This window comes from Citrobacter tructae (assembly GCF_004684345.1).
Taxonomy (GTDB): domain Bacteria; phylum Pseudomonadota; class Gammaproteobacteria; order Enterobacterales; family Enterobacteriaceae; genus Citrobacter; species Citrobacter tructae.
On record NZ_CP038469.1, the window covers coordinates 1,502,731 to 1,525,293 of the forward strand.

The window sequence follows — 22,563 nt, forward strand, 5'->3', positions numbered from 1 at the left end:
GCCGTTACACGTGAGGATGGTAGGCAAACAGCGCAGGCGCCCCACCGGTATGAATAAACAGGACGGGACCTTCATCCTTGAAGCGCTTCTGGGCGATCCCGTCGATCAGGCCCGCCATCGCTTTACCGGTATACACCGGATCCAGCAAGATGCCTTCCAGACGCGCCAGCAGTTTCACCGCTTCCATACCCTCTTCATTTGGCGTGCCGTAGCCCGGCGCAAAATAATCATCCCATAAAAGGATATCCGCGGTGGCCGTCAGTTCCAGTTCGCGGGCAATATCCTGCTGCAGCGCGACAACTTTCGGTTTTTGATCGGCTACGCTGCGCGATACCGTCACCCCTATCAGCTCAACGTTGGGCATCAGCTGTTCCAGACCCACCGCCAGACCGGCATGCGTACCCGCACTACCCGACGCCACCACCACGGAGGAGAGCTCGACCGCCCCCTCACACTGCTGGGCAATTTCCAGCGCGCTTTCAACATAGCCCATTGCGCCGAGCGCATTCGAACCGCCGACCGGGATCACATATGGTCGAAACCCTTGCGCTTCAATCCGCGTCGCCAGTTCCTGCAGCTGAGCATTTGGGTCAGTCAGCGCGTCGCACATTTCAACCTGAGTATTAAACAGGTCTAACAGCAGACGGTTGCCGTTGCTGAGATAGTTTTCTGCCGTGGTGCCAATCGGGTTTTCCAGCAGCGCCACGCAGTGTAGCCCCAGCTTTGCTGCCACCGCCGCCGTCTGGCGCACGTGGTTCGACTGGATGGCACCAGCGGTAATCAGCGTATCGGCCCCTTCGCGCAGCGCGTCTGCCGCCAGAAACTCCAGCTTGCGCAGCTTATTGCCGCCCATCGCCATCGGCGTGACGTCATCGCGTTTTATAAAAATGTCACGCCCGAGGTAATCAGAGAAGCGCGGGAGATATTCGAGCGGCGTTGGCGCGCCAATAAATTCCAGACGTGGAAAGCGCGTTAAGTTATGCAGCGGCATACAGCCTCCGGTATTCGTTGTTGTGATGTTCTTTTTATTATGCACGTTCAGGCGCAATGAAATAAAAAAAGGCGCTGTTAAAGGCGCCTTTTTTATTCGGATGACGATTATTTCGTCACATCCGCCCCAAACCATTTTTCAGACAGGGCTTTCAGGGTACCGTCTTTCTGCATTTCAGCAATGGCTGCATCGACAGCTTTCAGCAGATCTTCATTGCCTTTACGCAGCGCTACGCCGGACTCCTGGCGAGAGAATGCTTCACCGGTCACCGCCAGCGTGTCTTTGGTTTTCTTCACCAGATCCAACGCGGCCAGACGGTCAACCAGAATGGCATCGATACGACCGACGCGCAGATCCTGATATTTTGTCGGGTCATCATCATAGGTACGAATATCGACGCCCTGCACGTTCTGGCGCAGCCATTCTTCGTAGTTAGTACCCAGACCGACGCCGACTTTTTTACCTTTCAGGTCAGCCGCCGTTTTAATCACGCCTTCGTTGCCTTTTTTCACCAGCGCCTGGATACCAGAAACCGTATACGGGGTAGAGAAATCGTATTTTTTCTGACGTTCGTCAGAGATGGTCACCTGGTTAATGACCACGTCAATGCGTTTGGAATCTAAAGAGGCCAGCATGCCATCCCATTTGGTCGGTTTCAGCGACGCTTTCACCCCGAGATGTTTTGCCAGTTCTTCAGCAAACTCCACTTCGAAACCGGTCAGCTTGCCGTCATCACCCTGAAAACTAAACGGGGGGTAGGTCCCTTCGAGACCGACCAACAGCGTGCCGCGCTCTTTCACTTTATTTAACAGACCTTCGTCCGCAAATGTTTTTGCGCTCATACCGGCGACAAGTGCAACAGCCATTACACCCATCAAAGCCTGACGTCCCAGAAGTGCTAATTTCATAGTTACCCCGAATATTGTCATTAGTGACCATCATTTATGACCGTAGTGTAGAGCGTATATCGCTATTCACAAACACGACTCTGTTACACCTTATTCGTTTTTAATATATATCAGAACTGGCTGTCCAGGAGGATTTCTGCATATGGCCCATATGCGCATGCGCTTTAAACTGCTCATACTTGCGCAGCGCAATACGATAATTGTTGGTGCTGGTTTCCGGCAGCCACGGGGCGAGGTTTTCGTCGAGGAAGCCTTCCTGCAGCAGGTCATGAGAGATGTTCTGTTCGGTCAGATGATTACCAAGTCGACGCAGGCGAACCACATATTCACGCACCGTGCCGTGGCTCATTTCGGTTTGTTCAAACAAAAATTGTTTAAAACCAATGATGTCAAAAAAGTCGCTTTGTTCTTTGCAATGTAAATCACCGCAAAAACGACACAACGCCACCCACTCTTTTTTCTCCTGCTCCCAGGCGGCAGCGTCAAGCAACGTATCCAGACGGGCGATGGCGATTTTATTCACAATCTGGCCCCGGCGGACCAGCGTGATCCTGTCGAGCAACTTAAAGCAATGGGCGCAATGCGTCTGGCTGTGTTTGAAATCTTTGAGGTAGCGGCTTAGAGGCCGTCTTTTTGATTGCTGCACCGTCATGAGAACTCCTGGTAGTCAATACGTTATGCGGCATTGTTCAGGGGCAATGATTTACCCCTATAGCTTACCCAGCTTAGTGCGTAGACGTTTGATGGCCTGACTGTGCAACTGGCTGACCCGAGATTCGCCGACTTCCAGGACGGCACCAATCTCTTTCAGATTCAGCTCTTCCTGGTAGTACAGCGTCAGCACCAGCTTTTCACGCTCCGGCAATGCGTCAATCGCGTCCATCACGCGCTGGCGTAAATTGCCATCAAGCAGCTGTTGTAACGGGTTTTCCTGCTGATTTTCTTCAGTCACCAGCTCAATACTATCGCCATGCTCTTCCCGCCACTCATCGTAGGAAAAGAGTTGGCTGTTATTGGTATCAAGCAACATCTGACGATACTCTTGCACAGGAATAGCCAGACGCTCCGCCACTTCGGTTTCCGTCGCGTTGCGCCCTAATTCCTGCTCCAGTTGTCCCATTGCCTGGGCCACTTCGCGGGCATTGCGCCGAACGCTACGCGGCACCCAATCCCGGCTGCGTAGTTCATCCAGCATAGCCCCACGAATACGCTGCACTGCGTAAGTGGTAAATGCCGTTCCTTGCAAAGCGTCATATCGGTCAACTGCATTCAATAACCCGATGCCGCCCGCTTGTAGCAGGTCATCCAGTTCTACGCTCGCCGGCAAACGCACCTGAAGGCGCAATGCTTCGTGACGCACCAACGGTACATAACGCTGCCACAGCGAGTGTTTATCCATTACACCTTCAGCGGTATACAGTGAATTCACGATAAACAGCCCTGCGTTAAATGAGTTATCGGCATGATTATCCGTTTCTGCAGGGGTTTTAATCGGGTGAATAGTGGGTGAAATGAGGGGTTATTTGGGGGTTACGGGTAAAGCAGAATGTAAAAAACCCCGCCGGAGCGGGGTTTGCGCGATAAGCGTAAATTAACGCAGCAGAGACAGAACGTTCTGCGTGGTCTGGTTAGCCTGCGCCAGAACAGAAGTACCCGCCTGCTGCAGGATCTGCGCACGAGACATGTTAGATACTTCGGTCGCATAGTCAGCGTCTTCAATACGGCTACGAGCAGAAGACAGGTTGTTTACGGTGTTACCCAGGTTGGTGATAGCAGAATCAAAACGGTTCTGTACCGCACCCAGAGAGCTACGCAATTTATCAACTTTAGCTAACGCAGAATCCAGTTTTTCCAGAGGATTGTTGGTGCTGATTGCTTTCAAATCACTTGCAGTCAGTTCTTTCGTCTTATCAGTAGTCGCTGTTGGGGCTGCTGTACCTAATGCGCCTAAAGTGGTTGCATACGTTTTATCACCATCACGAACAATCGTTTTAGCGCTACCATCAGAGCCAAGCGCAAATTCAACATTTTTTCCGTCAGCATCTTTGATCACGGAAGTGTTACCAGTGGCTTTATCCACATTGACTGCCAGGTATTTACCATCAGCAGTTTTAGCTGCATAGGTATCAGCAATAGCCTTACCATCCTTATCCAGTACCTGACGTACTTCAAGGTTTTTCCCATCGGCATATACAGACATTGGGGAATCGTTGAACGCCAGCGCTTTGCCAACTTTACCGGATGTCAAATCTACCGATTTTGCAACGTTAGTATCGTCAACGAATGCAGTGACACGTCCACCAAAGTTAGCCAGTTGAACGTTTTTACCTTCAACCTGAACCTTTTCATAACCAGAGCCATTTTGCTTAAGTAAGTTGAAGCTCCCACCAGCCGCATCACCATCTTGGGCTACGAAGTAGCTTTGTCCTTCAACTTGAATTTGATAGACCTTATCTGTTTTACCCGCACCATTTGCATCAGTAACGTCACCAGTAACGGTTGCGCCCGGGAAATATGCTGCAGTTAACGCAGTTTTATAGTCAGTCCCAAAAGCATCAACAGTACCAACTTTACCAGTTGTGGCATTTACCTGCGTCAGAGTCGGAGCCACTTCACTTTTCAGTGCAACGGAAGAAGAAGTCGGAACCTTACCAGGAGCTACACTGAAGCTATCCAGACCTAAGGTTTTCGCGTCAATTTTGTCCAGCTGGATTTCGATGGTTTCACCATCGTTTGCACCAACCTGGATTTTCATGGTCTGGTCGGCTGCAAGCACTTTCACGCCGTTGAACTGGGTCTGACCAGATACACGGTCAATTTCGCTTAAGCGCTGGGTGATTTCATCCTGAATGGAGTTCAGGTCAGAATCGGAGTTAGTACCGTTAGTTGCCTGAACGGACAGTTCACGGATACGCTGCAGGTTGTTGTTAATTTCAGACAGTGCACCTTCAGTGGTCTGTGCAACAGAGATACCGTCGTTGGCGTTACGGGACGCCTGGGTCAGACCTTTGATGTTCGAGGTGAAGCGGTTTGCAATTGCCTGGCCAGCAGCATCGTCTTTGGCGCTGTTGATACGCAGACCGGAGGACAGACGCTCGATAGCGGAGCTCAGGGAAGACTGAGATTTGTTCAGGTTGTTCTGGGTCAACAGCGACAGGCTGTTTGTATTGATGACTTGTGCCATGATCTTTTCCTTATCAATTACAACTTGATGTTATTGGGCCGTTGCCCACGGTTTCTGACCGTAACCCATGTATCGGCACGTTAATTTCGAACTTTAGAAAATTTTCACTTTCCGCCCTCTTTTTTCTTAGCCCCTGAAATACCCGCAATATGCCCCACTATTCCGCGTATTATTCTCGCAAAACTATCATTAAACTTTGCGCGCAGATTGCCGATAACCCGCTTAACTACTGTTTGCAATCAAAAGGAATTAGGCATGGCTTCATTTACATCTCTCGGCGTCGGTTCAAACCTGCCACTGGATACATTGCTGACGAACCTGACCATCGCTGAGAAAAAACGCTTAAACCCGATCACACAACAACAGAGCGACAATACATCTCGTCTGACGGCTTATGGCACACTAAAAAGCTCACTGGAAAAATTCCAGACTGCAAATACTGCACTAAATAAACCTGAGTTATTCAGAAGTACGACTGTCACCAGCAGCACTGAGGACTTAAAAGTCTCCACCGAGTCCGGGGCTGCACCAGGCATATATACCATTAGTGTCACGCAATTGGCTCAGGCACAGTCTTTAAGCACCGCAAATGTAGCTTCAAGCAAAGATGCTCTGGGTAATGGTTCTGCTACCCGTACGATTAAGATTGAACAACCAGGTCGTAAAGAACCGCTGGAGATTAAACTCTCTCAAGATAAAACGACGCTGGATGATATCAGTAAAGCGATAAACGATACCGACAGCGGTATCTCAGCCAGCATTGTTAAAGTCAATGAGAATGAATTTCGTCTGGTGCTGACTGCTGCCGAAGGTACGGATAGCAAAATGACTATCTCCGTAGAAGGAGACAGCAAGCTTAACGATTTACTGGCCTACGACAGCAAAACTGGTACCGGTAAAATGGACGAATTGGTTGAAGCGCAAAACGCGAAATTAACCATGAACGGTATTGATATTGAACGTCAGAGCAACAAAGTGACCGATGCCCCGCAGGGCGTGACGCTGGAACTGACTAAAAAAGTAACCGATGCGCGTATAACCGTTACGAAAAGCAATGACAAAGCCACTGAAGCGATTAAAGGCTGGGTGGATGCTTATAACTCTCTGCTAGATACGTTTAATACACTGACCAAATACAAAGCCGTAGATCCTGGTGCGGAAGAACAAGACACAAGTAATGGCGCACTGCTTGGCGACAGTGTCGTTCGAACGATTCAAACAGGTATCCGCGCACAATTTGCTAACGGAGCAAGTGAAGGTGCATTCAAAACATTAAATGAAATTGGTATTAAGCAGGATGGTGCAACCGGAAAGCTGAAGATTGACGATGACAAGCTCAAAAAAGCGCTAAACGAAAATACAGCCTCCGTACGTGAACTACTGGTCGGCGATGGCAAAGAAACCGGGATCACCACCAAAATCGCCACTGAAGTAAAAGGGTATCTGGCCGATGACGGCATTATTGACAGTGCACAAGACAGCATCAACGCCACACTGAAAAAACTGACCAAGCAATACCTGTCCGTCAGTGCCAGCATTGAAGATACCGTGGCACGCTATACGGCACAGTTTACTCAGTTAGACACCATGATGAGTAAGCTGAATAACACCAGTAACTATCTGAGCCAGCAATTTACTGCCATGAGCAATTCCTGATAACACGAGGTAAGCATGTATACCGCGAGCGGTACCAAAGCCTATGCACAGGTCGGCGTAGAGAGTGGCGTGATGAGCGCCAGTCCGCATCAGTTGATCGAAATGTTGTTTGATGGCGCGCACAGCGCCCTGGTGCGCGCTCGCCTGTTTATGCAGCAGGGTGATATCGTTGCCAAAGGTGAGGCCTTAAGCAAAGCTATTAATATCATTGATAATGGTCTGAAAGCGGGGCTGGATCAGGACAATGGCGGCGAAATCGCCACTAATTTGTCTGCGCTATACGACTATATGATCCGCCGTCTGCTGCAAGCCAACTTGCGTAATGATTGTCAGGCCATTGAAGAAGTCGAAGGGTTACTCAGTAACATTGCGGAAGCCTGGAAACAGATCTCACCCAAAGCATCGTCCCAGGAGTCTCGCTAATGACCTCAGCCGTGGAGTTTATCAACCGTTGGCAGCGCATCGCGCTGCTCAGTCACTCACTGCTGGAACTGGCGCAGCGCGGTGAATGGGACCTTTTACTGGAACAGGAAGTTAGCTATCTGCAAAGTATTGAAGTGGTCATGGAAGACGGAACTCCACCTGGCATTACGCGAAGTATTCAGGACATCGTCGCAGGATATATTAAACAGACGCTGGATAACGAACAGTTACTCAAAGCCTTGTTACAACAACGACTGGATGAACTCAGCAATCTCATCGGTCAGTCAACACGCCAAAAGACACTGAATAATGCCTATGGCCGTCTTTCCGGTATGCTGCTGGTTCCCGACGCCCCACAATAATTTCCCGTCTCGTCTGAATAATCTTCCATACTCCAGAGGTCGGCCAAACGACTTCTGGAGCACGGAAGATGAAAAATCCCACGTTATTGCAGTACTTCCACTGGTATTACCCCGAGGGCGGTCAACTGTGGCCCGAACTCGCCGCACGCGCGGGCGGTCTCAACGATATCGGTATTAATATGGTGTGGCTGCCCCCTGCCTACAAAGGCGCGTCCGGTGGCTACTCCGTTGGCTACGACTCCTACGATCTGTTTGATCTGGGCGAGTTCGACCAAAAAGGCACTGTCGCCACCAAATACGGTGATAAAAACCAGTTGCTGGCTGCCATTGATGCACTGAAACACAACGACATTGCGGTACTGCTGGACGTGGTGGTCAATCACAAAATGGGCGCCGATGAGAAAGAGACCATTCGCGTCCAGCGCGTTAACGCCGAAGATCGCACACAGATTGACGACGAGATAGTTGAATGTGAGGGATGGACACGCTACACCTTCCCAGCCCGCGCCGGTCACTATTCGCAGTTTATCTGGGACTTTAAATGCTTCAGTGGCATCGACCATATCGAAAATCCAACCGAAGATGGCATTTTCAAAATCGTTAATGATTACACCGGCGAAGGCTGGAACGATCAGGTCGATGACGAGCTCGGCAACTTTGATTATCTGATGGGTGAAAATATCGATTTTCGTAATCACGCCGTCACCGAGGAACTCAAATACTGGGCACGTTGGGTGATGGATCAAACCCATTGCGACGGCTTTCGCCTCGATGCCGTCAAGCATATTCCGGCCTGGTTTTATAAAGAGTGGATCGAACACGTGCAGGAGGTAGCGCCAAAACCGCTGTTTATCGTTGCTGAATACTGGTCACACGAAGTGGACAAGCTGCAAAACTACATCGATCAGGTGGAGGGGAAAACCATGTTGTTCGATGCTCCCCTGCAAATGAAGTTTCACGAAGCATCCCGTCAGGGCCGCGATTATGACATGCGTCAGATCTTCACCGATACCCTGGTGGAGGCCGACCCGTTTCATGCAGTGACGCTGGTCGCTAATCACGATACCCAACCGCTACAGGCGCTGGAAGCCCCGGTCGAGCCGTGGTTTAAGCCGCTGGCCTACGCACTGATCCTGCTACGGGAAAACGGGGTGCCATCGGTGTTCTACCCCGATCTGTATGGCGCACACTATGAAGATACCGGTGGTGATGGCAAAACCTATCCTATCGACATGCCGGTTATTGAACAGCTTGATGAGCTGATTTTGGCCCGCCAGAGATTCGCCCACGGCGTACAAACGCTCTATTTTGATCACCCCAACTGCATCGCCTTTAGCCGCAGCGGCACGGACGACGATCCCGGCTGCGTGGTGGTCCTGTCCAATAGTGATAACGGTGAAAAGAGCATTACGCTCGGAGAAAACTACGGCAATAAAACCTGGCGCGACTATCTGGGGAATCGCGAAGAAAGCGTGGTGACCGATGAACATGGCGAGGCGACGTTTTTCTGCAACGGCGGCAGCGTCAGCGTATGGGTGATTGAAGAGGTTTTATAATGGTTGACCCCGGTAGCAGCGGACTACCGGGGCTAAACGCTTACGGCAGTGGAGTGGCCAGCGGGGTTTTCTGTAACACCTCGGCGCATTCCGGCGTTGGGCGCTCGACCCGTTGCAGCGTCATCCCGTCATATTCCAGCGTGCTGCCTTCACGCTCAATCTCATACAGCTCTCGCTTCACCGTCACGTTGGTGAGATCGCCGGAGAGCATCGTCAGTTTCCCCGGAAGCGCAATTACCCGCTGCCACTGGCGGCAATCCAGCGTATCGCCCTCTTTCGTTACCACCAGCGAGGCGATCGCTTCCGGACTCACCAGCTTACGCTGCGGGCCCTTCGACTGCCAGTAGCCTTCCAGACCGGCGGGCGCGGGCGTTTTCACGACATCATTATAATTTTCGACCTCGGCGCATCCGCTAAGAACCAGAAATGCACCAACGATTGCTAATTTTTTCATCATTCATCCTGCATGCGAAGAAAATGGGATTGTGGCATTAAACCCCTGATGTCGCCAGCCTTTCGGATGCACGGAGAAATATTGATCCAGGCAATAATACTTCTTATTACTAATAGTCAAAAATTCTGATCGGTGTAGTATCCACACTTCTTGTTACATACCTTCTGAGTTCAGAGGCAAAACGCATGTCATGGCAACACTTCAAACAGGCCTGGTTGATTAAATTTTGGGCCCCTGCCCCTGCGGTCATCGCGGCGGGTATTCTCTCCACTTACTATTTCGGCATTACGGGTACCTTCTGGGCGGTAACCGGCGAGTTTACTCGCTGGGGCGGTCAAGTCCTGCAACTGTTTGGCGTTCACGCCGAAGAGTGGGGCTACTACAAACTGATCCATCTCGAAGGCTCTCCGCTGACCCGCATCGACGGCATGATGATCCTCGGCATGTTCGGCGGCTGCTTTGCTGCCGCGCTGTGGGCCAACAACGTTAAATTACGTATGCCGCGCAGCCGGGTTCGCATTATGCAGGCCATTATCGGCGGGATGATCGCCGGTTTCGGCGCGCGTCTGGCGATGGGTTGTAATCTCGCAGCGTTCTTCACCGGTATTCCGCAGTTCTCCTTGCATGCGTGGTTCTTTGCGCTGGCAACGGCGATTGGCTCGTGGTTTGGCGCACGCTTCACCCTGCTGCCCATGTTCCGTATTCCGGTCAAAATGCAGAAAGTCTCTGCGGCCTCTCCGCTGACGCAAAAACCGGAACAGGCGCGTCGTCGTTTCCGCCTCGGTATGCTGGTGTTTATCGGTATGATCGGTTGGGCGCTGTTAACCGCCATGGATAAACCCAAACTCGGGTTAGCCATGCTGTTCGGCGTCGGGTTCGGCTTACTGATTGAACGTGCGCAAATCTGCTTCACCTCAGCCTTCCGCGACCTGTGGATTTCCGGGCGCACCCATATGGCAAAAGCCATTATCTTCGGTATGGCGGTCAGCGCCATCGGTATCTTCAGTTACGTGCAGTTGGGCGTTGAGGCGAAGATCATGTGGGCCGGTCCCAATGCGGTGATTGGCGGCTTGCTGTTTGGCTTTGGCATCGTGCTGGCTGGCGGCTGTGAAACTGGCTGGATGTACCGCGCGGTTGAAGGTCAGGTGCACTACTGGTGGGTCGGTCTGGGCAACGTGATTGGCTCCACCATTCTCGCTTACTACTGGGATGACTTTGCCCCGGCACTTGCCACCAGTTGGGATAAAGTAAACCTGCTCAACACCTTCGGTCCACTCGGTGGTCTGCTGGTGACCTATTTGCTGTTGTTTGCCGCGCTGATGCTCATCATCGGCTGGGAAAAACGTTTCTTCCGCCGTGCAGGGCTGTCGCCTGCTAAGGAATCCGCATGAAAAATATCGTCCCTGATTACCGTCTGGACATGGTGGGTGAACCGTGCCCCTACCCGGCCGTTGCCACGCTGGAAGCGATGCCGCAGCTGAAAAAAGGTGAAATTCTGGAAGTGGTGAGCGATTGCCCGCAGTCGATCAACAATATTCCACTGGATGCGCGTAATCACGGCTACACGGTGCTGGATATTCAGCAGGATGGGCCAACTATTCGCTATCTGATTCAGAAGTAATTCCGCTCTCCCGTTGCAAGGCGCAGCGGGAGAATGTTCAGGTCACTACACCTGCATGCTCATCACTTCCTGGTAGGCCGACACCAGCTTGTTACGCACCTGAATCCCCATTTGCATCGAGACCGACGCTTTTTGCATATCGGTCATCACATCATTCAGCGCAATGCCCGGCTCACCCAGGGTAAATTTTTCTGCCTGCACGCGAGATGCAGTTTGCACATCGCTGATTCGGTCTAATGCCGCATGCAGCTGACCGGCAAAGCTCACGGTCGGTTGTGGCTGCATATCCTGCATTTTCGCTGACGTCGCCGTAGCCTGTAACTGGCTGATGACCCCTTCAATCCCCTGTATTGCCGACATGCTTATCCCCTGGATGATTTTTCACGTAGCAGAGATTACCAGCTCGTCAATAAGATAAAGGCGCTAAATAACGATAAAAACACTCGGTTTTTGGCGCATAGAAAAATTTGAAACCGCAAATAATGTGACGGTCAATTTTTCGAGTTTGCTGACCCGGGAGTGAGTCTTGTTCCACTTTGCAAAAAACGCCGTCCACGATAATCCACGAGGTGCGAGATGAGTGCGACAGCATCGACTGCAACCCCACTGAAATCTCTCGAGTGGTTAAATCGCCTGCGCGCGAACCCCAGAATTCCTCTGATTGTGGCGGGTGCCGCTGCCGTCGCTATCGTCGTGGCAATGGTTCTGTGGGCTAAAGCGCCTGATTACCGCACGTTGTTCAGCAACCTTTCCGATCAGGACGGCGGCGCCATCGTCACCCAACTGACGCAGATGAACGTCCCCTATCGCTTTGCCGAAGGAAGCGGCGCCATCGAAGTCCCTGCGGATAAAGTGCATGAATTACGTTTGCGTATGGCCCAGCAAGGTCTACCAAAAGGCGGCGCGGTGGGCTTTGAGCTACTGGACCAGGAAAAGTTTGGTATCAGCCAGTTTAGCGAACAGGTGAATTACCAACGCGCGCTGGAAGGCGAGCTGGCCCGCACCATTGAAACGCTGGGACCGGTGAAACGCGCCCGCGTCCATCTGGCAATGCCTAAGCCGTCACTGTTTGTGCGTGAGCAAAAATCCCCTTCAGCCTCCGTTACCGTGAATCTGGAACCGGGTCGGGCGCTGGATGAAGGTCAAATTAGCGCGGTTACTCATCTGGTTTCCAGCGCCGTAGCCGGTTTACCGCCGGGCAACGTCACGCTGGTCGATCAGGCTGGTCATCTGTTAACCCAGTCGAACACCAGCAGCCGCGATCTGAACGATGCGCAACTGAAATATGCCAGCGACGTCGAAGGTCGCGTTCAGCGTCGTATTGAATCGATCCTGTCACCGATTGTCGGCAACGGTAACGTCCACGCGCAGGTTACCGCCCAACTGGATTTTGCCAACAAAGAGCAAACTGAAGAGAAATACAGCCCTAACGGCGATGACTCGCAGGCTGTGCTGCGTTCACGACAGCTCAATGTCAGCGAGCAGGTAGGTAGCGGAGCGCCTGGCGGCGTACCGGGTGCACTGTCTAATCAGCCTGCCCCGGCAAATACCGCGCCGATCGCCACACCACCGGCGAATCAGCAGAATGCGCAAACCACGCAAACGGCGAATAACAATAATGCTGGCCCGCGCAGTACTCAGCGTAATGAAACCAGCAACTATGAAGTCGACCGTACCATTCGCCATACCAAAATGAATGTCGGCGACGTGCAGCGTCTCTCCGTGGCGGTGGTGGTCAACTATAAAACCTTGCCGGACGGAAAACCTCTGCCGTTGACCGCCGATCAGATGAAACAGATTGAGGATCTGACCCGCGAAGCCATGGGCTTCTCCGATAAACGCGGCGATACCCTGAACGTGGTGAACTCACCCTTCACGGCAACCGACGAAACCGGTGGTGAATTGCCGTTCTGGCAGCAACAGTCCTTCATTGAGCAGTTGATGACTGCCGGACGCTGGTTACTGGTTCTGCTGGTGGCCTGGATCCTGTGGCGCAAAGCGGTACGCCCACAGCTGGTCCGTCGCAGCGAAGAGGTGAAAGTCGCGCAAGAACAAACGCGTGTTCGTCAGGAAACCGAAGAAGCGGTAGAAGTGCGTCTCAGCAAAGACGAGCAGACCCAGCAACGTCGTACGAACCAGCGCCTGGGCGCAGAAGTCATGAGCCAGCGTATTCGTGAAATGTCAGATAACGATCCGCGCGTTGTGGCGCTGGTCATCCGCCAGTGGATAAATAACGAACATGAGTAATCTCAGCGGTACCGATAAAAGCGTCATTTTACTGATGACCATTGGCGAAGATCGCGCGGCGGAGGTGTTTAAACATCTGTCCACGCGCGAAGTGCAGACCCTCAGTACGGCGATGGCCAACGTGCGCCAGATCTCCAACAAGCAATTGACCGAGGTACTGGCTGAGTTTGAACAAGAAGCCGAGCAGTTTGCTGCGCTGAACATTAACGCCAACGAATATCTGCGCTCGGTACTGGTGAAAGCGTTGGGCGAAGAGCGCGCCTCCAGCCTGCTGGAAGATATTCTGGAAACCCGCGATACCACCAGCGGCATTGAAACGCTCAACTTTATGGAGCCGCAAAGCGCCGCCGACCTTATCCGCGACGAGCACCCGCAGATTATTGCCACTATTCTGGTGCACCTCAAACGCGGTCAGGCTGCCGATATTCTGGCGCTGTTCGACGAACGTTTACGCCACGACGTGATGTTACGTATTGCCACCTTCGGCGGCGTGCAACCAGCCGCGTTGGCGGAACTGACCGAAGTGCTCAACGGCCTGCTCGACGGCCAGAACCTCAAGCGCAGCAAAATGGGCGGCGTGAGAACGGCGGCAGAAATTATCAACCTGATGAAAACCCAGCAGGAAGAAGCGGTCATTACCGCCGTGCGCGAATTCGACGGCGAGCTGGCACAGAAAATTATCGACGAGATGTTCCTGTTCGAAAACCTGGTGGACGTCGACGATCGCAGCATCCAGCGTCTGCTGCAGGAAGTGGATTCCGAGTCGCTGCTGATTGCCCTGAAAGGTGCCGAACAGCCGCTGCGCGAGAAGTTCCTGCGCAACATGTCGCAACGTGCCGCCGATATTCTGCGCGACGACCTCGCCAACCGTGGCCCGGTACGTCTGTCGCAGGTGGAAAACGAACAGAAAGCGATCCTGCTTATTGTGCGTCGTCTGGCGGAAACCGGCGAGATGGTGATCGGCAGCGGCGAGGATACCTATGTCTAACGAACTGCCGTGGAAAGTCTGGACCCCGGACGACCTCGCGCCGCCGATGGCGGAGTTCGTTCTGGCCGATGACAGCAGCCCCCTGCAAACAGACGAGGCGGAAGAGCCGCAGTTGTCCCCTGAGCAACAGCTCGAGCAGCAGCTGGCGCAGCTGCAGTTGCAGGCACATGAGCAAGGTTATAACGCCGGTCTGGCGGAAGGTCGGCAAAAAGGTCATGAACAGGGTTACCAGGAAGGGTTAGCGCAGGGTCTGGAGCAAGGTCAGAACCAGGCCCGCGCGCAGCATGCGCCGATTCATGCCCGCATGCAGCAGTTGGTCAGCGAGTTTCAAAATACGCTGGACGCGCTGGACAGCGTGATTGCTTCGCGCCTGATGCAAATGGCGCTGGAAGCCGCACGTCAGGTGATTGGGCAGACACCCATCGTCGATAACGCCGCGCTGATTAAACAAATCCAACAATTATTGCAGCAGGAGCCGCTGTTTAGCGGCAAGCCGCAGCTGCGCGTGCACCCGGACGATCTCCAGCGCGTGGAAGAGATGCTGGGCGCAACCCTCAGCCTGCATGGCTGGCGACTGCGCGGCGACCCGACCCTGCACCATGGCGGGTGTAAAGTCTCTGCCGACGAAGGCGATCTGGATGCCAGCGTCGCCACGCGCTGGCAGGAACTTTGCCGCCTGGCAGCACCAGGAGTCGTGTAATGACCACTCGTCTGACCCGCTGGCTCACCACGCTGGATAACTTTGAAGAGAAAATGTCGCTGCTGCCGTCGGTGCGTCGCTACGGACGCCTGACCCGCGCTACCGGACTGGTGCTGGAAGCCACAGGTTTACAACTGCCACTGGGTGCGACCTGCGTTATTGAGCGTCAGAACGGCAACGAAACCCAGGAAGTCGAAAGTGAAGTCGTGGGTTTTAACGGTCAGCGTCTGTTTCTGATGCCGCTCGAAGAGGTTGAAGGCGTTCTGCCCGGCGCGCGCGTTTATGCGAAAAACATTGCCGGTGAAGGTTTGCAAAGTGGGAAGCAGTTGCCGCTTGGTCCTGCTCTGCTTGGTCGCGTGCTCGACGGTAGCGGAAAACCGCTCGACGGCCTGCCCGCGCCCGATACCACCGAAACCGGGGCGTTAATTACCCCGCCGTTTAACCCACTGCAACGTACCGCCATTGAGCACGTGCTGGATACCGGCGTGCGCCCCATCAATGCGTTGTTAACCGTCGGTCGCGGCCAGCGTATGGGGCTGTTCGCCGGTTCCGGCGTCGGTAAAAGCGTCCTGCTCGGCATGATGGCGCGTTATACCCAAGCCGATGTCATCGTCGTGGGTCTGATTGGCGAACGTGGTCGTGAAGTAAAAGACTTTATTGAAAATATCCTCGGTGCCGACGGTCGCGCACGCTCGGTAGTGATTGCCGCCCCGGCGGACGTCTCGCCGCTGTTACGTATGCAGGGCGCCGCCTATGCCACGCGTATTGCCGAAGATTTTCGCGATCGCGGGCAGCACGTCCTGCTGATTATGGACTCCCTCACCCGCTATGCGATGGCGCAACGTGAAATCGCACTGGCCATCGGTGAACCGCCCGCGACCAAAGGCTATCCGCCGTCGGTGTTTGCCAAATTACCGGCGCTGGTGGAACGTGCAGGGAACGGTATTCATGGCGGCGGTTCGATAACGGCGTTTTATACCGTACTGACCGAGGGGGATGACCAGCAGGATCCGATTGCCGATTCCGCCCGCGCCATTCTCGACGGACACATCGTGCTGTCCCGTCACCTGGCGGAAGCGGGCCACTACCCGGCCATTGATATCGAAGCCTCAATCAGCCGTGCGATGACCGCGCTTATCAGCGAAAAACACTATGCGCGGGTGCGTAACTTTAAACAGCTGCTGTCCAGTTTCCAGCGTAACCGCGATTTAGTCAGCGTGGGCGCCTATGCCAAAGGCAGCGACCCGATGTTGGATAAAGCCATCGCGTTGTGGCCGCAGCTGGAAGCCTTTTTACAGCAAGGCATCTTTGAGCGGGCTGATTGGGAAGATTCCCTGCAGGCTCTGGATCTGATTTTCCCTGGTGTGTGATTAAGCAGGAGAGCATAGGTCATGGCACAACATGGTGCACTGGCAACACTGAAAGACCTGGCTGAAAAAGAGGTCGATGACGCCGCAATTCTTTTGGGCGAAATGCGGCGCGGCTGTCAGCAGGCAGAAGAACAGTTAAAGATGCTGATCGATTATCAGCATGAGTACCGAAACAATCTCAATAGTGATATGGGTCAGGGGATCACCAGTAACCGTTGGATCAACTACCAGCAATTTATTCAGACGCTGGAAAAAGCGATAGAGCAGCATCGCCAACAGCTGAATCAGTGGACACAAAAAGTTGACCAGGCGCTGAGCAGCTGGCGCGATAAAAAACAGCGGCTGCAGGCCTGGAAAACCCTGCAGGACCGACAAACCACGGCGGCCCTACTGGCTGAAAACCGCCTGGACCAGAAAAAAATGGATGAATTTGCTCAGCGTGCAGCTATGAGGAAACCCGAATGATTACTTTGCCCCAACTGATCGCCACCGATACCGATGTAGCCGCAGGTATTCAGTCAGGAAAAGCGGTAGATTCCCCCGAGAATTTTTTAGCGCTGCTGGCTGGCGCATTAGGCGCGGGCGACGCACAGGGTAAAGATGCCCCGCTTACGCTTGCCGATCTCCAGGCTGCGGGCAGCAAACTGCAAAAAGGGTTACTGCAAAAACAAGGTGATAACGGACAGGCCACACAGTTAGCGGATCTGCTGGCACAAAAAGGTGGACAAACGGACACGACGCTGGCCGATCTGACCGACGCCCAACAGTTGCTGTCCGCACTCACGCCGTCGCTGAAGGTGAATGCCCTGACGGCGTCAGGAAAAGCCGCGCAACAGGACGAAAAGATCACCACGCTCAGCGATGAGGATCTGGCAAACCTGAGCGCACTGTTTGCCATGTTGCCGGGCCAGCCCATCACTACGCCAGCCGTTGAAACCGCGCCAGCCGCAGCAGATACCGCCCTGACCTCTCTTTTACGCGGCAATACCTCTGGCAGTCCTGCGGATGCTCGCGGCGAACTGACTGCCGATGAGGTGAAAAAAGGTAAGGCAGATATCGCAATGCACGCCGCTGGCGTCGACCCGACGCGCAATCCGGGCTTAACCCCGCTGACGGTTGCTGCAACCGCCCGCGCGGAGATGGAAAGCACGCCGTCCCCGGTAAGCGTTGGCGCGGCAATCACGCCTCCGGCTGGCCCGCAGCCGCACGCACAGCCGCTGCCCGCTGCCGCTCCGGTACTCAGCGCCCCACTGGGTAGCCATGAATGGCAGCAATCGCTGAGCCAGCACGTCACGCTGTTCACCCGTCAGGGTCAGCAAAGTGCGGAACTGCGCTTACATCCGCAGGATCTGGGCCAGGTACAAATCTCCCTTAAGCTTGATGACAACCAGGCTCAGCTGCAAATGGTTTCACCGCACAGTCACGTGCGTGCGGCGCTGGAAGCGGCATTGCCGATGCTGCGTACTCAGCTGGCTGAAAGCGGGATCCAGCTGGGGCAAAGCAGCATCAGCAGCGAAAGCTTCGCTGGCCAGCAGCAGTCTTCCGCCCAGCAGCAACAGCCGGGTCGAGCCCAGGGACAAGACCTCTTTGCCAGCGAAGATGACACTGTTCTGGCCGCTCCGGCCTCACTGCAAGCCGCTGCGCGCGGTGATGGCACTGTAGACATCTTCGCCTAACGCCAGAGGTAGCATGATTATCCGCGTCTTTTCCACGCTTTGTCGTGGACAGGACACGGGATAATCAGCCCATAAGCTGTACCGAAACAGGAAGCCCGTATCTGATGACTGACTCCGCGATTAACAAAAAGAGTAAACGCGCTATTTGGATCCCTCTGCTGGTGTTAATTACCCTCGCCGCCTGCGCAACTGCGGGATATAGCTACTGGCGCATGCAGCAGCAGCCGTCCGCCAGCGTCAACGCGGAACCGGCCCCACCGCCTGCCCCGGTGTTTTTTGCGCTGGATACGTTTACCGTCAATCTGGGTGATGCAGATCGTGTGCTGTACATCGGGGTCACGCTGCGCATGAAGGACGAAGCGACGCGCGCGCGCCTAAGCGAATATCTGCCGGAAGTACGCAGCCGTTTGCTGCTACTGTTCTCGCGTCAGAATGCCGCCACGCTCGCCACCGAGCAAGGTAAGCAGCAACTGATTGCGTCCATCAAAGAGACGCTCGCGACTCCGCTCGTTGTCGGGCAGCCGAAACAGGTTGTCACCGACGTTCTTTATACAGCTTTTATTCTGCGGTAAAGACATGGGCGACAGTATTCTTTCTCAGGCTGAAATTGACGCATTGCTTAACGGCGATAGCGACACCAAAGACGAACCTATTTCCGGTATTGCAAACGAAAGCAATATTCGTCCGTACGATCCCAACACCCAACGCCGCGTCGTCCGTGAGCGTTTACAGGCGCTTGAGATCATTAACGAACGCTTCGCGCGCCAGTTCCGGATGGGATTATTTAACCTGTTACGCCGTAGCCCGGATATTACCGTAGGTGCGATCCGTATCCAGCCGTATCACGAATTTGCGCGTAACTTACCGGTACCGACCAACCTGAACTTGATCCACCTGAAACCGCTACGCGGGACGGGTCTGGTGGTATTCTCGCCGAGCCTGGTGTTTATCGCCGTCGATAACCTGTTTGGCGGTGACGGGCGCTTCCCGACAAAGGTGGAAGGTCGCGAATTTACGCATACCGAACAGCGCGTGATCAACCGCATGCTGAAACTGGCGCTGGAAAGCTACAGTGACGCCTGGAAAGCGATCAACCCGCTGGAAGTCGAATACGTGCGTTCGGAAATGCAGGTGAAATTTACCAATATCACCACCTCGCCTAACGACATCGTAGTGAATACGCCGTTCCACGTTGAAATTGGCAACCTGACGGGCGAATTTAACATCTGTCTGCCCTTCAGCATGATCGAACCTTTGCGCGAGCTGCTGGTTAACCCGCCGCTGGAAAACTCGCGCAATGAGGATCAGAACTGGCGTAATAACCTGGTGCGCCAAGTTCAGCATTCAGAGCTGGAGCTGGTGGCGAATTTTGCCGACATTCCGCTGCGCCTGTCGCAGATTCTAAAGCTGAAACCCGGCGATGTACTGCCGATTGAAAAACCCGACCGCATTATTGCTCATGTGGACGGCGTGCCTGTGCTGACTAGCCAATATGGCACCGTAAACGGTCAGTATGCGTTACGCGTAGAACATTTGATAAACCCGATTTTGAATTCGCTGAATGAGGAACAGCCCAAATGAGTGACATGAATAATCCGTCCGATGAGAACAATGGCGCATTGGACGATCTGTGGGCTGACGCGTTAAACGAGCAAACAACGACCACCAGCAAAAGTGCGGCCGATGCGGTATTCCAGCAATTAGGTGGCGGCGACGTCAGCGGCACACTGCAGGATATCGACCTGATTATGGACATTCCGGTCAAACTGACTGTCGAACTGGGCCGCACCCGCATGACCATCAAAGAGCTGCTGCGACTGACGCAGGGCTCCGTCGTCGCGCTGGACGGTCTGGCGGGCGAGCCGTTGGATATTCTGATCAACGGTTACCTGATTGCCCAGGGCGAAGTGGTTGTCGTCGCCGATAAATACGGCGTGCGTATTACCGACATTATTACGCCGTCTGAACGTATGCGCCGTTTGAGCCGTTAATGATGAACACCCAGGCCACTGTTTCTCAGCCTGCCGCCGTACCCGGCTCACCGTTGGTACAGGTCAGCGGCGCGCTGTTGGGGATTATCCTGTTGATCCTCGCTGCAGCCTGGGTCATTAAACGTCTGGGATTTGCGCCCAAAGGGGCCAGTACGCGAGGGCTGAAAGTTACGGCCAGTACCTCATTGGGCCCTCGCGAACGCGTGGTGATTGTTGAGGTTGAGGACGCGCGTCTGGTGCTGGGCGTGACGGCATCGCACATTAACGTACTGCATACCCTGCCCCCTGCGCCCGAGGCTGCAGAAGAAAAACCGGCCTCCCCTGCGGATTTCCAGGCCATGATGAAGAGCTTACTCAAGCGTCCTGGGAGATCCTGATGCGCCGTTTGTTATCCCTCACGCTGCTCGGCTTGTGGTTGTTCAGCCCGGTTGCCGTTGCCCAGCTTCCTGGTCTGGTTAGCCAGCCGCTGCCCGGCGGTGGGCAAAGCTGGTCGTTACCGGTGCAAACGCTGGTATTTATCACCTCGCTGACGTTCCTGCCCGCCATTTTGCTGATGATGACCAGCTTCACTCGCATCATCATCGTTTTCGGTCTGTTACGTAATGCGCTGGGCACCCCGTCTGCGCCGCCAAACCAGGTGTTACTCGGACTGGCACTGTTTTTGACTTTTTTCATCATGTCGCCGGTGATCGACAAAATCTACGTTGACGCGTATCAGCCGTTCAGCGAAGAGAAGATCTCCATGCAAGAAGCGATCGATAAAGGCGCGCAGCCGCTACGTGAGTTTATGCTGCGCCAGACCCGTGAAGCCGATCTCGCGCTGTTTGCGCGTCTGGCAAACAGCGGGCCGCTGCAAGGGCCGGAAGCGGTACCGATGCGTATTCTGCTTCCTGCGTATGTTACCAGCGAACTGAAAACGGCCTTCCAGATAGGTTTTACGATTTTCATTCCTTTCCTGATCATCGACTTAGTTATCGCCAGCGTGCTGATGGCACTCGGTATGATGATGGTGCCGCCCGCCACAATCGCGCTACCGTTTAAGCTGATGCTGTTTGTGCTGGTTGACGGCTGGCAGCTGCTTGTCGGCTCGTTGGCGCAAAGTTTTTACAGTTAGGGGCGCGAAATGACTCCTGAATCGGTCATGATGATGGGCACAGAGGCGATGAAAGTCGCTCTTGCCCTCGCCGCGCCGTTACTGCTGGTCGCTCTGGTTACGGGGCTTATCATCAGCATCCTGCAAGCGGCAACTCAAATTAACGAAATGACGCTGTCGTTCATTCCGAAAATTGTCGCGGTTTTTATCGCCATTATTGTGGCCGGGCCGTGGATGCTTAACCTGTTGCTGGACTATGTGCGTACGCTGTTCAGCAATATCCCCTATATCATCGGGTAGACGCCGCCATGCTGCAGGTGACGAGCGATCAATGGCTTTATTGGCTGAACCTGTATTTCTGGCCGCTACTGCGCGTGCTGGCACTTATTTCAACGGCACCAATCCTCAGTGAACGTGCAATACCCAAGCGGGTAAAGCTGGGGCTGGGCCTGATGATAACGATTGTTATCGCCCCGTCATTGCCCGCCAATGTCGTTCCTGTTTTCTCCATTACGGCATTATGGCTGGCGATGCAGCAAATCCTGATCGGCATCGCGTTAGGGTTCACCATGCAATTTGCCTTTGCTGCAATACGTACGGCCGGTGAGTTGATTGGTCTGCAAATGGGGCTTTCCTTCGCCACATTCTTTGATCCCGGCAGTCGCCTGAACATGCCCGTGCTGGCACGACTGATGGATTTACTTGCTATGCTGCTGTTTTTGACCTTTAACGGTCACTTATGGCTGATCTCACTGCTGGTGGATACATTCCATACCCTGCCCATTGGCGGTCACCCGGTAAACAGCAATGCCTTCCTCGCGCTCGCCCGCGCCGGTAGCTTAATCTTCCTCAACGGGCTGATGCTGGCGCTGCCGGTGATGACGCTGCTGCTCACCCTCAACCTCGCACTCGGATTATTAAATCGTATGGCACCGCAGCTGTCTGTATTTGTCATCGGTTTTCCGCTTACCCTGACGGTAGGTATTTCATTAATGGCTGCGTTAATGCCATTAATTGCCCCGTTCTGTGAACGTTTATTCAGCGAAATTTTTAATTTACTTGCCGATATCATCAGCGAAATGCCCACAAATAATAACCCATAGTATTTATCCTGCTTTACTAAGGATTATCCTAAATTTAAAAACGAACAATATTCACCAGGATAACGCTGCCACGGCTTATTTGTTTTTGCCTTACTCACAGAACGTAACATTTACTTTACTTTAAGAAGTTTCCTGGCAAATTATACGCAACTTTACGGGATAGTAAATCCGCCTGAAAACAAGCAGTAAAAGCATCATCTTGGGTCATTATTATTCCGTTTAGTTGTGCAGAAATAATCA

26 protein-coding genes are annotated in these 22,563 nt (G+C 53.6%); 19 read left to right on the top strand and 7 right to left on the bottom strand.

The window, feature by feature from the left end; genetic code table 11:
• Positions 1-4: 4 nt before the first annotated feature.
• From dcyD to E4Z61_RS08035, 5 genes are all read right to left on the bottom strand, one after another.
• Positions 5-991 (bottom strand): D-cysteine desulfhydrase, encoded by a 987-nt coding sequence (gene dcyD, locus E4Z61_RS08015; RefSeq protein ID WP_135322306.1) that lies wholly within the window; start codon positions 989-991, stop codon positions 5-7.
• A gap of 107 nt (positions 992-1,098) precedes the next feature.
• On the bottom strand, positions 1,099-1,899 hold the full coding sequence (gene tcyJ / locus E4Z61_RS08020) for a cystine ABC transporter substrate-binding protein (protein WP_135322307.1): 801 nt from the start codon (positions 1,897-1,899) through the stop codon (positions 1,099-1,101).
• A gap of 100 nt (positions 1,900-1,999) precedes the next feature.
• Positions 2,000-2,551 carry a flagella biosynthesis regulatory protein FliZ gene (gene fliZ / locus E4Z61_RS08025; RefSeq protein ID WP_135322308.1) on the bottom strand — a complete coding sequence of 184 codons (552 nt, stop codon included), beginning with the start codon at positions 2,549-2,551 and terminating at the stop codon, positions 2,000-2,002.
• A 57-nt stretch (positions 2,552-2,608) separates the two neighbouring features.
• Positions 2,609-3,328: an RNA polymerase sigma factor FliA gene (locus E4Z61_RS08030; RefSeq protein WP_096757498.1), complete on the bottom strand. Its 720-nt coding sequence runs from the start codon at positions 3,326-3,328 to the stop codon at positions 2,609-2,611.
• 162 nt (positions 3,329-3,490) lie between these two features.
• The gene (locus E4Z61_RS08035; protein ID WP_135322309.1) at positions 3,491-5,083 is read right to left on the bottom strand and encodes a flagellin N-terminal helical domain-containing protein; all 1,593 of its coding nucleotides are present in this window, start codon (positions 5,081-5,083) and stop codon (positions 3,491-3,493) included.
• Between the two features lie 255 nt (positions 5,084-5,338).
• Here E4Z61_RS08035 and fliD point away from each other — a divergent pair, with 255 nt between their 5' ends.
• From fliD to amyA, 4 genes are all read left to right on the top strand, one after another.
• A complete protein-coding gene (gene fliD / locus E4Z61_RS08045; RefSeq protein WP_135322310.1) occupies positions 5,339-6,739 on the top strand; it encodes a flagellar filament capping protein FliD in 1,401 nt (466 codons plus the stop codon).
• Positions 6,740-6,754: 15 nt separating this feature from the next.
• Positions 6,755-7,162, top strand: a complete 408-nt coding sequence (gene fliS, locus E4Z61_RS08050) for a flagellar export chaperone FliS (RefSeq protein WP_135322311.1) — start codon at positions 6,755-6,757, stop codon at positions 7,160-7,162.
• On the top strand, positions 7,162-7,524 hold the full coding sequence (gene fliT, locus E4Z61_RS08055) for a flagella biosynthesis regulatory protein FliT (RefSeq protein WP_135322312.1): 363 nt from the start codon (positions 7,162-7,164) through the stop codon (positions 7,522-7,524). The genes fliS and fliT overlap by 1 nt, the downstream gene beginning before the upstream one ends.
• Before the next feature lie 68 nt (positions 7,525-7,592).
• Complete coding sequence (amyA, locus tag E4Z61_RS08060; RefSeq protein WP_135322313.1) at positions 7,593-9,080, top strand: alpha-amylase; 1,488 nt, start codon at positions 7,593-7,595, stop codon at positions 9,078-9,080.
• Positions 9,081-9,120: 40 nt separating this feature from the next.
• On the opposite strand, the gene yedD is transcribed toward amyA, so the two are convergent.
• A complete protein-coding gene (yedD, locus tag E4Z61_RS08065) occupies positions 9,121-9,534 on the bottom strand; it encodes a lipoprotein YedD (RefSeq protein ID WP_135322314.1) in 414 nt (137 codons plus the stop codon).
• A gap of 185 nt (positions 9,535-9,719) precedes the next feature.
• Between yedD and yedE the strand changes: the two genes are divergently transcribed.
• Both yedE and yedF read left to right on the top strand, forming a co-directional pair.
• Positions 9,720-10,925: a selenium metabolism membrane protein YedE/FdhT gene (gene yedE / locus E4Z61_RS08070; protein WP_135322315.1), complete on the top strand. Its 1,206-nt coding sequence runs from the start codon at positions 9,720-9,722 to the stop codon at positions 10,923-10,925.
• Positions 10,922-11,155, top strand: a complete 234-nt coding sequence (yedF, locus tag E4Z61_RS08075) for a sulfurtransferase-like selenium metabolism protein YedF (protein ID WP_000790504.1) — start codon at positions 10,922-10,924, stop codon at positions 11,153-11,155. Before yedE ends, yedF begins: the two co-directional genes overlap by 4 nt.
• 45 nt (positions 11,156-11,200) lie before the next feature.
• Here yedF and fliE read toward each other — a convergent pair whose 3' ends face one another.
• Entirely contained in the window at positions 11,201-11,515 is a 315-nt protein-coding gene (fliE, locus tag E4Z61_RS08080; protein WP_045444321.1) for a flagellar hook-basal body complex protein FliE, read from the bottom strand.
• Between the two features lie 216 nt (positions 11,516-11,731).
• Here fliE and fliF point away from each other — a divergent pair, with 216 nt between their 5' ends.
• The 13 genes from fliF to fliR all read left to right on the top strand — a co-directional run bounded on the left by fliF (position 11,732) and on the right by fliR (position 22,323).
• Positions 11,732-13,402: a flagellar basal-body MS-ring/collar protein FliF gene (fliF, locus tag E4Z61_RS08085; RefSeq protein ID WP_135322316.1), complete on the top strand. Its 1,671-nt coding sequence runs from the start codon at positions 11,732-11,734 to the stop codon at positions 13,400-13,402.
• Entirely contained in the window at positions 13,395-14,390 is a 996-nt protein-coding gene (gene fliG / locus E4Z61_RS08090; protein WP_135322317.1) for a flagellar motor switch protein FliG, read from the top strand. The genes fliF and fliG overlap by 8 nt, the downstream gene beginning before the upstream one ends.
• Positions 14,383-15,090, top strand: a complete 708-nt coding sequence (fliH, locus tag E4Z61_RS08095; protein WP_135322318.1) for a flagellar assembly protein FliH — start codon at positions 14,383-14,385, stop codon at positions 15,088-15,090. The genes fliG and fliH overlap by 8 nt, the downstream gene beginning before the upstream one ends.
• Positions 15,090-16,460: a flagellar protein export ATPase FliI gene (gene fliI, locus E4Z61_RS08100; protein ID WP_135322319.1), complete on the top strand. Its 1,371-nt coding sequence runs from the start codon at positions 15,090-15,092 to the stop codon at positions 16,458-16,460. The genes fliH and fliI overlap by 1 nt, the downstream gene beginning before the upstream one ends.
• Positions 16,461-16,481: 21 nt before the next feature.
• Complete coding sequence (gene fliJ, locus E4Z61_RS08105) at positions 16,482-16,925, top strand: flagellar export protein FliJ (RefSeq protein WP_135322320.1); 444 nt, start codon at positions 16,482-16,484, stop codon at positions 16,923-16,925.
• Positions 16,922-18,136 (top strand): flagellar hook length control protein FliK, encoded by a 1,215-nt coding sequence (gene fliK / locus E4Z61_RS08110; protein WP_135322321.1) that lies wholly within the window; start codon positions 16,922-16,924, stop codon positions 18,134-18,136. Before fliJ ends, fliK begins: the two co-directional genes overlap by 4 nt.
• A gap of 104 nt (positions 18,137-18,240) precedes the next feature.
• The gene (fliL, locus tag E4Z61_RS08115) at positions 18,241-18,708 is read left to right on the top strand and encodes a flagellar basal body-associated protein FliL (RefSeq protein WP_135322322.1); all 468 of its coding nucleotides are present in this window, start codon (positions 18,241-18,243) and stop codon (positions 18,706-18,708) included.
• A 4-nt stretch (positions 18,709-18,712) separates the two neighbouring features.
• Positions 18,713-19,717: a flagellar motor switch protein FliM gene (fliM, locus tag E4Z61_RS08120; RefSeq protein WP_115258830.1), complete on the top strand. Its 1,005-nt coding sequence runs from the start codon at positions 18,713-18,715 to the stop codon at positions 19,715-19,717.
• The gene (fliN, locus tag E4Z61_RS08125) at positions 19,714-20,127 is read left to right on the top strand and encodes a flagellar motor switch protein FliN (protein ID WP_135322323.1); all 414 of its coding nucleotides are present in this window, start codon (positions 19,714-19,716) and stop codon (positions 20,125-20,127) included. Before fliM ends, fliN begins: the two co-directional genes overlap by 4 nt.
• On the top strand, positions 20,127-20,504 hold the full coding sequence (gene fliO / locus E4Z61_RS08130) for a flagellar biosynthetic protein FliO (RefSeq protein ID WP_135322324.1): 378 nt from the start codon (positions 20,127-20,129) through the stop codon (positions 20,502-20,504). The genes fliN and fliO overlap by 1 nt, the downstream gene beginning before the upstream one ends.
• The gene (gene fliP, locus E4Z61_RS08135; RefSeq protein WP_135322325.1) at positions 20,504-21,241 is read left to right on the top strand and encodes a flagellar type III secretion system pore protein FliP; all 738 of its coding nucleotides are present in this window, start codon (positions 20,504-20,506) and stop codon (positions 21,239-21,241) included. Before fliO ends, fliP begins: the two co-directional genes overlap by 1 nt.
• A 9-nt stretch (positions 21,242-21,250) precedes the next feature.
• Positions 21,251-21,520, top strand: a complete 270-nt coding sequence (gene fliQ, locus E4Z61_RS08140) for a flagellar biosynthesis protein FliQ (protein WP_003030425.1) — start codon at positions 21,251-21,253, stop codon at positions 21,518-21,520.
• An 8-nt stretch (positions 21,521-21,528) separates the two neighbouring features.
• Positions 21,529-22,323, top strand: coding sequence for a flagellar biosynthetic protein FliR (gene fliR, locus E4Z61_RS08145; protein WP_135322326.1), 795 nt, complete (start codon positions 21,529-21,531; stop codon positions 22,321-22,323).
• The last annotated feature ends 240 nt before the right edge of the window (positions 22,324-22,563 follow it).

What these genes read in the sequence shown, in the direction of transcription:
- fliM (WP_115258830.1), top strand. Translation starts at nt 18,713, where the DNA reads ATGGGCGACAGTATTCTTTCTCAGGCTGAAATTGACGCATTGCTTAAC.
- fliT (WP_135322312.1), top strand. Translation starts at nt 7,162, where the DNA reads ATGACCTCAGCCGTGGAGTTTATCAACCGTTGGCAGCGCATCGCGCTG.
- fliS (WP_135322311.1), top strand. Translation starts at nt 6,755, where the DNA reads ATGTATACCGCGAGCGGTACCAAAGCCTATGCACAGGTCGGCGTAGAG.
- fliL (WP_135322322.1), top strand. Translation starts at nt 18,241, where the DNA reads ATGACTGACTCCGCGATTAACAAAAAGAGTAAACGCGCTATTTGGATC.
- fliE (WP_045444321.1), bottom strand. Translation starts at nt 11,515, where the DNA reads ATGTCGGCAATACAGGGGATTGAAGGGGTCATCAGCCAGTTACAGGCT.
- fliP (WP_135322325.1), top strand. Translation starts at nt 20,504, where the DNA reads ATGCGCCGTTTGTTATCCCTCACGCTGCTCGGCTTGTGGTTGTTCAGC.
- dcyD (WP_135322306.1), bottom strand. Translation starts at nt 991, where the DNA reads ATGCCGCTGCATAACTTAACGCGCTTTCCACGTCTGGAATTTATTGGC.
- tcyJ (WP_135322307.1), bottom strand. Translation starts at nt 1,899, where the DNA reads ATGAAATTAGCACTTCTGGGACGTCAGGCTTTGATGGGTGTAATGGCT.
- fliG (WP_135322317.1), top strand. Translation starts at nt 13,395, where the DNA reads ATGAGTAATCTCAGCGGTACCGATAAAAGCGTCATTTTACTGATGACC.
- fliO (WP_135322324.1), top strand. Translation starts at nt 20,127, where the DNA reads ATGATGAACACCCAGGCCACTGTTTCTCAGCCTGCCGCCGTACCCGGC.
- fliF (WP_135322316.1), top strand. Translation starts at nt 11,732, where the DNA reads ATGAGTGCGACAGCATCGACTGCAACCCCACTGAAATCTCTCGAGTGG.
- fliQ (WP_003030425.1), top strand. Translation starts at nt 21,251, where the DNA reads ATGACTCCTGAATCGGTCATGATGATGGGCACAGAGGCGATGAAAGTC.
- fliR (WP_135322326.1), top strand. Translation starts at nt 21,529, where the DNA reads ATGCTGCAGGTGACGAGCGATCAATGGCTTTATTGGCTGAACCTGTAT.
- fliI (WP_135322319.1), top strand. Translation starts at nt 15,090, where the DNA reads ATGACCACTCGTCTGACCCGCTGGCTCACCACGCTGGATAACTTTGAA.
- fliK (WP_135322321.1), top strand. Translation starts at nt 16,922, where the DNA reads ATGATTACTTTGCCCCAACTGATCGCCACCGATACCGATGTAGCCGCA.
- yedF (WP_000790504.1), top strand. Translation starts at nt 10,922, where the DNA reads ATGAAAAATATCGTCCCTGATTACCGTCTGGACATGGTGGGTGAACCG.
- yedE (WP_135322315.1), top strand. Translation starts at nt 9,720, where the DNA reads ATGTCATGGCAACACTTCAAACAGGCCTGGTTGATTAAATTTTGGGCC.
- fliZ (WP_135322308.1), bottom strand. Translation starts at nt 2,551, where the DNA reads ATGACGGTGCAGCAATCAAAAAGACGGCCTCTAAGCCGCTACCTCAAA.
- amyA (WP_135322313.1), top strand. Translation starts at nt 7,593, where the DNA reads ATGAAAAATCCCACGTTATTGCAGTACTTCCACTGGTATTACCCCGAG.
- fliN (WP_135322323.1), top strand. Translation starts at nt 19,714, where the DNA reads ATGAGTGACATGAATAATCCGTCCGATGAGAACAATGGCGCATTGGAC.
- fliH (WP_135322318.1), top strand. Translation starts at nt 14,383, where the DNA reads ATGTCTAACGAACTGCCGTGGAAAGTCTGGACCCCGGACGACCTCGCG.
- yedD (WP_135322314.1), bottom strand. Translation starts at nt 9,534, where the DNA reads ATGAAAAAATTAGCAATCGTTGGTGCATTTCTGGTTCTTAGCGGATGC.
- E4Z61_RS08035 (WP_135322309.1), bottom strand. Translation starts at nt 5,083, where the DNA reads ATGGCACAAGTCATCAATACAAACAGCCTGTCGCTGTTGACCCAGAAC.
- fliJ (WP_135322320.1), top strand. Translation starts at nt 16,482, where the DNA reads ATGGCACAACATGGTGCACTGGCAACACTGAAAGACCTGGCTGAAAAA.
- fliD (WP_135322310.1), top strand. Translation starts at nt 5,339, where the DNA reads ATGGCTTCATTTACATCTCTCGGCGTCGGTTCAAACCTGCCACTGGAT.